The sequence below is a fragment of the Ruegeria sp. AP7 genome (assembly GCF_056539905.1).
In genome coordinates, this window is sequence record NZ_JBQFVT010000002.1 from 201,916 (window position 1) to 214,459 (window position 12,544).

Consider the following 12,544-nt stretch of genomic DNA (forward strand, 5'->3'; position numbering starts at 1 on the left):
GGGTTTTATATGTTCGGCGGGATGCAGCGCCGCATCGTTTCACTCTGGTTTCCCCGGCTGGCAAGCGACCGGGCTTTGCGCCTGCGCCCGGTGGATGGCCCGTTTGTTCTGACGCTGAAACAGAATAATGCAAACCGGGTGTATTGCCTGAATGTGCAGGCCCAGCGGCAAGGCCTGCACAGCGGCATGCCCTATTCCGATGCCCGCGCCTTTTGCCCCGATCTGCAAAGCCATCCTGCCGACCCGCAAGGGGATCAACGGTTTCTGCACGCCCTGCGCCGCTGGGCCACCCGCTATTGCCCTTGGGTCGGGCTCGAGGGTGAGGATGGGCTGGTTCTGGACATCACAGGATCGGCTCATCTTGCGGGCGGGGAAGAGATGATGCTGACCGATATGCGCAGGCGTCTGGCCCGGGCCGGGCTGGCGGTTCAGATCGGTCTGGCCCCAACACGCGGCGCGGCCTGGGCCCTGGCGCATTACGGCGAAGGGGTCGCGACCCAGGATACGCTGAAAGCGATCCGCACCTTGCCGGTGGCAGCGCTGCGGCTGGATGAGGATACCTCGGTCGCGCTGCAACGGCTGGGACTGCGCCGGATTGGCGAGCTGGCGCAAACCCCGCGCGCGCCATTGACGCGCCGGTTTGGCCCCGAGGTGCTGATGCGTCTGGATCAGGCACTGGGGGACCAACCCGAACAGATCACACCGCTGGCCAATCCGCCCCATTACGGCGTGCGCATGACTCTGCCCGAGCCCATTGGGCTGCTGTCCGACATGATGGCCGGGGCGGAACGGCTGCTGGAACGGCTCTGCGACAAGCTGAAAGCGCAGGAAATGGGCGCGCGCAAGCTGTGCATGACCTTGCGCCGGGTGGATCAGGACCACCAGCAGGTCGAGCTGCGCCTGGCTCGCCCTCTGCGTGACCCGTACCGCATCCTGCCCCTGTTCGAACGCGGGCTGGCCGAGGTGGATGCAGGCTTTGGCGTCGATCAGCTGCGGCTCGAGGCCACGCTGGTGGAACCCCTGCCCGTGCGCCAGATCAGCCGCGCCGCAAGCCGGGACAAAGATCAGTTGGACGACCTGATCACCCGCATCGGCACCCGCATCGGGTTGGAGCAGGTCCACCGCCTGCTGCCCGCGCAAAGCCATATCCCCGAACGCAGCTTTATCATCTCGCCCGCCGCCTATTCCGACCCTGCAGGCGGGTGGGTCGCAATACGCCCCCGCCCCCTGCAACTGTTTCCGCCGGAACCCATCGCCGGATCAGGCCCGCACCCGCCGCGCCGCTTTCGCTGGCGGCGCATGTCACTGACCACAGGCCGCTCAACCGGCCCCGAACGCATCTGCCCCGAATGGTGGCTGGAAGATGAGAACTGGCGCACGGGCTTGCGCGATTACTGGCAGGTCGAAACCCGGCAGGGGCGGCGGTTGTGGCTGTATTACACGCCGCAAAATCCGGGATGGTTCGTGCATGGGGAATTCGCATGAGCAAACCGAACCCGCCCAGCTCACACGCGCAGGACCCCGGCTATGCCGAGCTGGGCGTGACCACAAATTTCACCTTCCTGACCGGAGCCTCGCACCCCGAAGAGCTGGTGACCCGCGCGGCAGAGCTGGGCCTGAAGGCCATCGCGATCACCGACCAGAACTCCTTGGCCGGGGTGGTCCGGGGCTGGAGCGCGTTGAAAGAACTGCGGCGCGAGGCGGAAGGCGCGGTTCAAATCCGCTCGCAACACCGGCTCGATTCCTCGTCCCGGCAAGAGGTCGGGCATGTGCAGCCGATCGATAAACCGGATGTGCCCGCCCTGCCTAAGCTGATCGTTGGCTGCCGTCTGGTTCTGCGCGACAGCGCGGTGCACTGGCTGGCCCTGCCCCGCGACCGCGCAGCCTATCAGCGACTGACCCGGCTGCTGACGCTGGGCAAACGACGGGCCGAGAAAGGGGAATGCCATCTGGACCTGAAAGACATGCTGGCGGCCTGTCAGGGGATGATCCTGATCGCGCTGCCTCAGGCCGGGTTGAAACAGGCCATCCCCGATATTCAGACCGTCCGGCGGCAGTTCCCCAATTCGGTCTTTCTGGGGGCCGTGCCCCGTTATGACGGCAGTGATCGGGCCTATCTGGCGGCCTGTGCGCAGGCAGCTCTGCGGGCCTCGGCCCCGATGGTGGCGGTGGGCGATGTGCTGATGCACCGTGGCAACCGTCGCCAATTGGCCGATGTGCTGACCTGTATGCGCGAGCACATCACGATTGACCAGATCGGCACCCGCGCCCTGCCCAATGCCGAACGGCGGCTGAAAGGCTATGCGGATATGGCCCGGCTGTTTCAGGATCACCCCGGCGCGCTGCGCCGCACGTTGGAAATCGCCGACCGCTGCAGCTTTGACCTGAGCGAGCTGTCTTACGAATACCCAGACGAGATCGCCAGCACTGAAACCCCTCTGGCGCGGCTGGAACGTCTGGCGCGCGAGGGGTTGAAACGGCGCTATCCCGATGGGCCGTCTGAGAGGGCCATCAGCCTGATGAAAAAGGAACTGGCCCTGGTCGCCGATCTGGATTTCCCGGCCTATTTCCTGACCGTGCATGACATTGTGCAATTCGCCCGCTCGCAGGGCATTCTGTGCCAGGGGCGTGGATCAGCCGCCAATTCGATCCTGTGTTATCTGCTGGGCATCACCGATGTCAGCCCCGACATGATCGCCATGGTGTTCGAGCGTTTTGTCTCGAAATACCGGGGCGAGCCGCCGGATATCGACGTGGATTTCGAACACGAGCGGCGCGAAGAGGTGATCCAGTGGATTTACGAGAAATATGGCCGCCACCGCGCGGGCCTCTGTGCCACGGTCATCCATTTCCGATCCCGCGCGGCAATCCGCGAGGTGGGCAAGGTGATGGGCCTGTCTCAGGACGTCACCGCAGGCCTGTCCGGCCAGATCTGGGGGATGAGCAATGGCGGCGTTGATGCCGAGCGGCTGCAGGAACTGGGCCTCGACCTCAAGGACCGACGCCTGATGCAGACGGTTCGCCTGATTGGCGAGATAATCGGCTTCCCGCGCCACCTGTCGCAACATGTGGGCGGGTTCGTCATCACCAAAGGGCGGCTGGATGAGCTCTGCCCGATCGAAAACGCCGCGATGGAAGACCGCACCGTGATCGAGTGGGACAAGGACGACATCGATGCGCTTGGCATTCTGAAGGTGGATATATTGGGGCTGGGGATGCTCAGTTGCATCCGCAAGGCGTTTGACCTGATGCAACAGCACAACAGCGAAACCCTCAGCATCGCCACCGTCCCGCAAGAGGACACGGCGACCTATGACATGCTGTGTGCCGCTGATGCGGTGGGCGTGTTTCAGGTTGAAAGCCGGGCACAGATGAATTTCCTGCCCCGGATGCGACCGCGTGAATTCTACGATCTGGTGATCGAGGTTGCTATCGTCCGCCCCGGCCCCATTCAGGGCGATATGGTGCAACCCTATATCCGGCGACGCAACGGGCTGGAAAAATCCGAACCCTTCGGCCCCGCTTTGGAAGAGGTGACGCGGCGCACGCTGGGCGTGCCGCTGTTTCAGGAACAGGCCCTGCAAATCGCCGTGGTAGGCGCAGGTTTTTCGGCGGAAGAGGCTGACCATCTGCGCCGCTCCTTGGCCTCGTTCCGGCGCATGGGGACGATTGGCACATATCGTGACAAGTTCATCGCGGGGATGCTGAACAATGGCTATACGCCCGAGGTCGCCGACCGCTGCTTTGGCCAGATTGAAGGCTTTGCCGATTACGGCTTTCCCGAAAGCCACGCGGCGGCTTTTGCCATGCTGGCCTATGTCTCGGCCTGGATGAAATGCCACCACCCGGCGATCTTTGCCTGTGCGTTGCTGAACTCGCAGCCCATGGGGTTTTATGCCCCCGCCCAGATCGTGCGAGACGCGCGCGAGCACGGGGTTGAGATCCGCCCGGTCTGCGTTAACACCTCGACCTGGGACAATCTGCTGGAACGCCGCGCCGACGGGGCGCTGGCCCTGCGGCTAGGTTTTCGCCAGATCAAAGGGTTCAAGCAGGAGGATGCGGATTGGATCGTGGCCGCGCGGGGTAATGGGTATCCGGACCCCGAAACGCTGTGGTTGCGGGCCGGGCTGCGCCCCGATGTTCTGACGCGTCTGGCCGAGGCGGATGCGTTCTCCGGCATGGACCTGACCCGGCGCGACGCCCTGTGGCATGTCAAAGCCATCCGCAGCCGAACCGCTCTGCCGCTGTTCAATGACCCCATCGATGGCGAAAGCATCAACGAGCCACCGGTGAACCTGCCGGTCATGCATCTGGGCGAGGAAGTGGTCGAAGACTATGTCTCGACTCGCCTGACCCTACGTTCACACCCGATGGAGCTGTTGCGCCCGTCCATCCCCGGCCTTGTGCCCCATGCCACGCTGCAGGACATCCCGCTGGGCCGCTACAGCGTGTGCGGGCTGGTGATCACACGCCAACGGCCGGGAACCGCCTCGGGCGTGATCTTTCTGACGCTTGAGGATGAAACCGGCGTCAGCAATGTGGTTGTCTGGCCCAAGGTCTATGAACGGTTTCGCCGCATCGTGATGGGAGGGCGCCTGTTGCAGGTCCGCGGGTATCTGCAGCGCGAGGGGATCGTCGTGCATCTGATCGCGCAAGAGATCACCGATATGTCGCACAAACTGTCCGAGCTTGGGCATCCTCTAGACGAAGCCATCGGCATCACCCAACCGCAAGCTGATGACACCCCGCGCCCCCGGCAGAACGGCCCAAGCGCCCGCCATCCGCGTGAACAGGCCAAACGGCTGTTTCCAAGCCGGGATTTTCACTAGAACCCGCACCGCCATAAGGCCAGTTTCAAAGAAACATCCGGCTAACGTGATCCGACCGCCTCTTTCCCTTGCCCTTGCCCGTAATATGTTGCACCACACACGGGTTCAAACCCGGTGAACGGGCCAAAGGATAAGGACAAGGCGCATGGCTGACGGATCAATCGACATCAACGCAAAACCCACCGAGGACATTTCGGTTCGCGAGGTGTTTGGCATTGACAGCGATATGGCAGTCAAAGGCTTTGCCGAGCGCAGCGACCGCGTGCCGGTCATCGACCCGACCTACAAGTTCGACCCCGAAACCACATTGGCGATTCTTGCCGGCTTTACCCATAACCGCCGGGTGATGATTCAGGGCTATCACGGCACCGGGAAATCGACCCATATCGAACAGGTCGCAGCCCGTCTGAACTGGCCCGCCGTGCGTGTGAACCTCGACAGCCACATCAGCCGGATCGACCTGATCGGTAAGGATGCGATCAAGCTGCGCGACGGCAAGCAGGTCACCGAGTTCCACGAAGGCATCCTGCCCTGGGCGCTGCGCAACCCGGTTGCCATCGTGTTCGACGAATACGATGCGGGCCGTGCGGATGTGATGTTCGTGATCCAACGCGTTCTGGAGCATGACGGCAAGCTGACTCTGCTGGACCAGAACGAAATCATCACGCCGAACCCGAACTTCCGCCTGTTTGCGACTGCAAACACCGTGGGTCTGGGCGACACCACCGGCCTCTATCATGGCACGCAACAGATCAACCAGGCGCAGATGGACCGCTGGTCGCTGGTTTCGACACTGAACTACCTCAGCCACGATGCCGAGACCATGATCGTGCTGTCCAAAGCCCCCCATTACAACACTGCCGAAGGCCGCAAGACCGTCAGCCAGATGGTCACCGTCGCCGACCTGACCCGGACTGCCTTCATGAACGGCGATCTGTCCACCGTCATGAGCCCCCGGACCGTGATCAACTGGGCGCAAAACGCCGAGATTTTCCGCAACATCGGCTATGCCTTCCGCCTGTCCTTCCTGAACAAATGCGACGAACTGGAACGCCAGACCGTAGCTGAGTTCTATCAGCGTTGTTTTGATGAGGAACTGCCGGAAAGCGCGGCGAGCGCCAGCCTGGGGTGACAGGGGGGCCGCCATGCATATCGGATTGATTGGCGGGATCGGTGTTGCTGCAACGGTGGTTTATTATCAGCGCCTGAGTGCGGCGATGGCGGCGCGTGGAAAGCCGATGGAACTGACCATCGTGCATGCGGATGTGCAGGAATTGATCCGCAACAATCTGGCGGGCGAACGGGATGCACAGGCGCAGGTCTACGCAGAGCTCATTGATCGCCTGAAGGCGGCAGGTGCGGATTGCGCCGCAATCACGTCGCTGGGTGGGCATTTCTGCTATGATGAGACCGTGCCATTGTCTTCGTTATCCCTTGTTTCGGCCGTAAAGCCTCTGGATGCGTATTTCGCCTCACAGGGGTTTGGCACTGTTGGGTTGCTGGGAACGCGTGTTGTGATGCAGACCAAAATTTATGGTCAGCTTGGGCAGACCCGGGCGGTTGCGTTGGAAGATGAGATCGAAGTGTTGGGACAAACCTATCAGGACATGGCGGTCGCCGGGGTTTGCTCCAATCAGGATCGCGCGCTGTTTCTGGACGCAGGTCGCCGTATGGTGGATGATTTGAATGCCGATGCCATCGTTTTGGCCGGGACAGATCTGAACCTCGCCTTTGACGGGCGAGATCCCGGCTATAGAGTTGTTGATGCGCTGGATGTGCATGTGGATATGCTGGCGCGTCTGGCGAGTGATGAAATGACGCTTGAAGAAGCAGGGGCGGACAGATGAGTAAACCAAACGACAACCCTGCTGATCCTTTTAAAAAGGCGCTGGCCGAAGCCACCAAGGTCATGGCCGATGACCCTGAGCTTTCGGTAAGCTATACGGTCGACCCCTCAGGTCTGTCGGGCGAGTCCATGCGGCTGCCGCAGGTCTCACGCCGGATGACGCGCGAAGAGGTGTTGTTGGCGCGCGGCACGGCAGATGCTCTGGCCCTGCAGCGCAAGTACCATGACGACGCGACGCACGCGCGCTACGCGCCTCCAGGAGATATGGCGCGGGATCTTTATGAGGCGATGGAAACGGCCCGCTGCGAGGCGATGGGCGCACGGGACATGCCCGGAACCGCGTCAAATATCGACGTCAAGATCGGGCATGAGGCGATCCGGCGTGGCTATGACCAATGCAAGCAGCCTGCGGACGCACCTCTGGCGGTGGCGGCAGGTTATCTGATCCGACATCTGGCCACCGGGCGCGACATGCCGCCTGCGGCTGAGAATGTCATGAACCTGTGGCGCGGATTTATCGAGGAACAGGCCGGCGGCGTACTGGAGAACCTTGATGAGGTGCTCTCGGATCAGGCTGAATTTGCCAAGTTCGCCCGGCAGATGATCAAGGATCTGGGCTATGGCGACCAGTTGGGCGATGACCCGGACGAACTGGACGACGAACAGGAAGATCAGGCCGAAGAAGACGCCGAAGAACAGCCCGATCCCGATAGCACCGGTCAGGACGATCAGGACGAACAGGACGCCGACGCGACGCCTGAGCAAACTCAGGAAGAACAGCAAGATCAGTCTCAGGCCCAGGTCTCGATGGACGAGATGGCCGAAGATGAGATGGGTGACGAGGCTGAAATGCCCGAAGGCGAGGCCCCTTTGGAGCCCCCTGCCCCGCCGCCTGCGTCCGAGGCGGATCCGGACTACAAGGTCTATCTGAACACCCATGATGAAGAAATCGCGGCTGAAGATTTGGCAGAACCAGCCGAACTGGAACGGTTGCGCGCCTATCTGGACCAGCAACTGGAACCGCTGAAGGGCGCGGTAAGCCGTCTAGCCAACAAGTTGCAACGCCGCTTGCAGGCACAGCAGAACCGGTCTTGGGAGTTCGACCGCGAGGAAGGCATTCTGGATGCCGGACGTCTGGCGCGTGTCGTGGCCAACCCGACCACTCCGCTGAGCTTCAAAGTCGAAAAAGATACCGAGTTCCGCGATACCGTGGTGACGCTGCTGCTGGACAATTCGGGCTCGATGCGCGGGCGTCCAATCTCGATCGCCGCCATCTGCGCCGATGTTCTGGCGCGGACGCTGGAGCGTTGCAACGTGAAGGTTGAAATTCTAGGCTTCACCACCCGTGCGTGGAAAGGCGGCCAGGCGCGTGAGGCATGGCTGAACGATGGCCGCCCACAGCAACCGGGGCGACTGAACGATCTGCGCCACATCATCTACAAAGGTGCCGATGCCCCATGGCGGCGTGCGCGGCCCAATCTGGGGCTGATGATGAAAGAAGGCCTGCTCAAGGAAAACATCGACGGTGAAGCTCTGGAATGGGCCCATCGCCGGATGCTGGCGCGGCGCGAGGCCCGCAAGATCCTGATGGTCATCTCGGACGGCGCTCCGGTCGATGATTCCACGCTCAGCGTGAACCCGGCGAACTATCTTGAAAAGCACCTGCGCGACGTGATCGCCATGGTCGAAAAACGCAAGATGGTCGAATTGCTGGCCATCGGCATCGGCCACGACGTGACGCGGTATTACGACCGCGCCGTGACCATCACCGATGTAGAACAACTGGCCGGAGCCATGACCGAGCAATTGGCAGCGCTCTTCGACAGCGATCCCCGCGCACGGGCGCGTGTCATGGGGATGAAGCGGGCCAGCTAAGCCCGCCGCTCCTGCGCCGTCAGGCGAAGCACCAGATTTACCAGCCAATTGGGCATGGATATTGCCCTGCCCGAGGGTTCAGCGCGCGGGCGGGATAGGCTTGGCCGATGGCGGGCAGCCGGGTGGTGCAATAACACGGTATCGAAGGGAAGCATCATCTTGATCTCCTGTCTGTTGCTTCCAATGTGGTCACTATGCCGCGCGCCCGCTTGAAGGCGATCCTGAGAAACCCCCGAGAATTCCTTGGGATAATCATTGAAACTTGAGGCCTGCGCCGAAACAGAGTGTATTCAGCCCATGCGATATGAGTTTGCAGACTGTGTTCTTGATGTGGACCGCCACGTATTGCTGCGGGGCGGCGAGGCCGTGCGGGTCGAACCGCAGGTCTTTGATCTGCTGGAATTGCTGGCTGAAAGCCCCGGTAAACTGGTTGTCCGAGAAGAGATCATCGATCGGGTCTGGAACGGCCGGTTTGTCTCGGATTCAACGATCAGTGCACGCATTGCGGCAGCCCGTCGCGCCGTTGGTGATGATGGCAAGTCACAACGGATCATCCGAACAATCGTTCGACGCGGATTGCAGATGACAGCCGTGGTCAAAAGCGACGCTGGTTCAAACTCGGACGAGAACAGCCCGACCCAGAAACTGCGTTATGCCCAAGGCAGCGATGGCCGGCCAATCCCCTATTCGCTATCGGGCAGTGGTCACCCCGTTCTTCGCATCGGCTCGGTCATTCATGATCTGGAAGCCGAATGGCGCTTGTCTTCTGAACGCACCCGGTTGATGGATATGGCCAAGCAATTCCGCCTGCTGCGCTACAACAAGGATCACGGAGTAAGCTCCAACTCGGACCATCAAGCCGTCTTTGACCTCAGGATCCAGGAAATTCTGGCCGTGACCAATGCCGCCGGGTTCGAGCGTTTCTCGATCATCGGCGAGTTTGGGGGAACCTTCCCAGCCCTGCATTTCGCAGCGCGGCATCCGGATCGAGTTGATAAGCTGGTGATCGCTGGCGGCTGGGCCGAAGGGCGAGACCACCGGGGTGATACGAAACAACCTGATTCGATCCGAACACTCATTGCAGAAGGTTGGCAAACACCGGGCGGCGGATACGCAATGGGCTCAACGCTCAGTTACTTTCCCGACGGTCCGCTCGATGATGTTCGGCACATGGTGCAAGAGATGCAGGCGCTTTATTCGCGTGAGCAAAAGCTTTTGTATCGAGACATCGGAAACAGCACATCCGCCCTGCATTTGCTATCCGAGATCACTTGCCCAACCCTGATCCTGCACGGACGCCACACCGAAGTTCACCCTCTGACTGAGGCACGAAATCTGGCTGCAGGCATTACAAACGCCTCGCTCGTGATCCTTGAAACCGCCAATCAGATTCCGCTGCCCGGAAACCCCGCCTACGAGATCTACATGCAAAGTCTCATCGAATTTCTTGGAGCGCCCTCGGATAGCTGATCTGGCGCTGGACATTCTTTGGCGCAGCCCTCAGGTTTCACCGCATCCAAATCCACCCGAAGAGGCCGCCCATGTTCCAAAGTTTCGAAGTGACCGCCCGCCCGGAACAAGGCCCCCCGCGACTGGCCGCCCTGCGTGAAGAATTGGCGCGCGAAGGTTTGCAAGGTTTTCTGGTCCCCCGCGCAGACGCCCATCAAGGGGAATATGTGGCCCCTCGGGATGAACGTCTGTCCTGGCTCACCGGATTCACAGGGTCTGCGGGGTTCTGCGCGGCACTCGCGGATACTGCCGGGGTTTTCATCGATGGACGCTATCGCACACAGGTAAAGGCGCAGGTCGCCGAAGATTACACACCAGTCCCGTGGCCGGATGTCAGCATGAGCACGTGGTTGAAAGAGCAACTGCCAGATGGCGGCAAGGTGGGATTTGATCCGTGGCTCCACGCGGCAGGGCAGATTTCTGCAGCACAGAAAGATCTTGAAGGCAGCGGGATCGAACTGGTGCGCTGCGACAATCTTGTGGACCGTGTTTGGGCGGATCAGCCTGCTCCTCCGATGAATCCGGTTAGGGTGCATCCGATTGAATTTGCCGGCGAAAGCGCCGAGAGCAAGATCCATCGCCTCGCCGATGAGCTAAGAACAGCGGATCGCGCGGCTGCAGTGATCACTCTGCCGGATTCGATCATGTGGCTGCTGAACATTCGCGGCTCGGACATCGCGTATAATCCGGTGGCTCATGGATTCGCCATCCTGCACGGCGATGGCCGGGTTGATCTGTTCATGGCCGCTGGCAAGCTGGCCGAGATAAAGGATCATTTGGGCAACAAGGTTACCCAGCACGAGCCCGACACATTCCTGACGGCAGTCGAGGCGCTAGAAGGCAAGGTGCAGGTTGATCCAAATACGGTTCCGCAAATCGTGGCGGATACGTTGGGGGACCGTTTGGTAGACGGCGGCGATCCCTGCGCCTTGCCCAAAGCCCGCAAGAATCCAGCCGAAATCGCTGGCACCGCCGAGGCGCATCTACGCGATGCTGCAGCGGTGGTGGAACTGCTATGCTGGCTGGACGCGCAGACCCCGGGCAGCCTGACCGAGACAGAAGTGGTGACAAAGCTGGAAGAGAGCCGCCGTCGGGACAACGCGCTGCAGGATATCTCATTCGACACCATCGCGGGCACTGGACCAAACGGCGCCATCATGCATTACCGGGTGACTGAAGAAACAGACAGTCGGTTGGAAAACGGTCACCTGCTGGTGCTGGACAGCGGTGGGCAATATCTGGACGGCACCACCGATATCACCCGCACGATTGCGATCGGTGATGTGGGGGATGAGGAAAAAGCATGCTTCACCCGCGTCCTCAAAGGCATGATCGCCATGTCGATGCTGCGCTGGCCTGTTGGTCTGGCCGGGCGTGATATCGAATGCGTCGCACGGCTGCCTCTGTGGCTGGCCGGGCAGGATTTCAACCACGGGGTCGGGCATGGGGTCGGTACCTATCTCAGTGTGCACGAAGGTCCTCAGCGCCTGTCACGGGTCAGCCACGTCCCGCTTGAGCCGGGAATGATCCTGTCGAACGAGCCGGGATATTATCGCGAGGGCACCTTTGGTATCCGTCTGGAAAATCTCGTCGTCGTGGAGGAGGCCCCCGCCCTGCCCGGTGGTGACGACGAACGCGCCATGCTGAACTGGCGTACGCTGACTTATGTCCCAATCGACAGGCGTTTGATTGTAATAGATATGCTGACACGAGAGGAACGTACTTGGCTAAACGCCTATCACTTCGATGTGGTGGAAAAAATCCGACCAAGGCTGGGCGACGACGCTCAACTGTGGTTGGATGCCGCAACTGCGCCGGTTTGACACCGGCATGTTACATAGATTGGGCAGAGGAGAAGCCCCGAACCGGCAAGGGAAGGAACAGGAATGACAGACACCATCACAATTCGCAAAGCGCCGGGTAAATGGAGCGTGCGTTCAGGCGGCGCAATTCTAGGTGAAACCACAGCTGCGCTGGAATTGCTTGAGGGTGATAAAGACCCTGTCATCTATTTCCCGCGCACGGATATCGCTATGGCTTTTCTGGATCGCACCGACAAAGTGACCCAATGCGAAGGCAAAGGGGAGGCCACGCATTTCTCGATCGTGAACAAATCATCAGTCACTAAAAACGCGGCGTGGAGCTATGAGAACCCACTCGATACCATCGCCGAAATTAAGAACCATCTGGCGTTTTATCCCGAAGACTCGGTCAAAGTTGAACGAATTTAGGTTCAAAATTTGCCTTTACTTTACAATTGATGTGTTCGATGCCCACCAAAGCTGACTGTCCACTCCATCTTGGTGCCAAGATCGGGCCTACTCGAAGATAGCCAGAGTATCGATAATCCAGCTCGTGGGATGTTGGCGGCCGGTTCTACGATCTAGTAGGGAATGCTTCGATCCGGGTCTGGCCTCGAGGCTCCCGAGATTTGATGATCCGTAACGAGCAACATAATGCTTGTATTGGTCCGGCGTAATTTGCG

9 protein-coding genes are annotated in these 12,544 nt (G+C 60.6%); 8 read left to right on the plus strand and 1 reads right to left on the minus strand.

Going from position 1 to position 12,544, the window contains the following annotated elements:
• Positions 1–9 precede the first annotated feature (9 nt).
• The 5 genes from ACR0KN_RS05900 (at position 10) to cobT (ending at position 8,550) form a co-directional block, all read left to right on the plus strand.
• Complete coding sequence (locus ACR0KN_RS05900; RefSeq protein ID WP_480652090.1) at positions 10–1,485, plus strand: Y-family DNA polymerase; 1,476 nt, start codon at positions 10–12, stop codon at positions 1,483–1,485.
• Positions 1,482–4,829, plus strand: coding sequence for an error-prone DNA polymerase (locus ACR0KN_RS05905; RefSeq protein WP_480652092.1), 3,348 nt, complete (start codon positions 1,482–1,484; stop codon positions 4,827–4,829). The genes ACR0KN_RS05900 and ACR0KN_RS05905 overlap by 4 nt, the downstream gene beginning before the upstream one ends.
• A 145-nt stretch (positions 4,830–4,974) precedes the next feature.
• Complete coding sequence (gene cobS / locus ACR0KN_RS05910; RefSeq protein WP_010437533.1) at positions 4,975–5,961, plus strand: cobaltochelatase subunit CobS; 987 nt, start codon at positions 4,975–4,977, stop codon at positions 5,959–5,961.
• Positions 5,962–5,974: 13 nt separating this feature from the next.
• Positions 5,975–6,676: an aspartate/glutamate racemase family protein gene (locus tag ACR0KN_RS05915; protein WP_480652094.1), complete on the plus strand. Its 702-nt coding sequence runs from the start codon at positions 5,975–5,977 to the stop codon at positions 6,674–6,676.
• Complete coding sequence (gene cobT, locus ACR0KN_RS05920) at positions 6,673–8,550, plus strand: cobaltochelatase subunit CobT (protein WP_480652096.1); 1,878 nt, start codon at positions 6,673–6,675, stop codon at positions 8,548–8,550. The genes ACR0KN_RS05915 and cobT overlap by 4 nt, the downstream gene beginning before the upstream one ends.
• Here the strand turns inward: cobT and ACR0KN_RS05925 are convergent.
• Positions 8,547–8,708 (minus strand): hypothetical protein, encoded by a 162-nt coding sequence (locus ACR0KN_RS05925; RefSeq protein ID WP_480652098.1) that lies wholly within the window; start codon positions 8,706–8,708, stop codon positions 8,547–8,549. The two genes, cobT and ACR0KN_RS05925, sit on opposite strands and share 4 nt — an antisense overlap.
• A 139-nt stretch (positions 8,709–8,847) precedes the next feature.
• Between ACR0KN_RS05925 and ACR0KN_RS05930 the strand changes: the two genes are divergently transcribed.
• From ACR0KN_RS05930 to ACR0KN_RS05940, 3 genes are all read left to right on the plus strand, one after another.
• Positions 8,848–10,020, plus strand: coding sequence for an alpha/beta hydrolase (locus ACR0KN_RS05930; protein ID WP_480652100.1), 1,173 nt, complete (start codon positions 8,848–8,850; stop codon positions 10,018–10,020).
• 71 nt (positions 10,021–10,091) lie between these two features.
• Positions 10,092–11,882 carry an aminopeptidase P family protein gene (locus ACR0KN_RS05935; RefSeq protein ID WP_480652102.1) on the plus strand — a complete coding sequence of 597 codons (1,791 nt, stop codon included), beginning with the start codon at positions 10,092–10,094 and terminating at the stop codon, positions 11,880–11,882.
• Positions 11,883–11,945: 63 nt separating this feature from the next.
• Positions 11,946–12,290 (plus strand): DUF427 domain-containing protein, encoded by a 345-nt coding sequence (locus ACR0KN_RS05940; RefSeq protein WP_170542909.1) that lies wholly within the window; start codon positions 11,946–11,948, stop codon positions 12,288–12,290.
• Positions 12,291–12,544 lie beyond the last annotated feature (254 nt).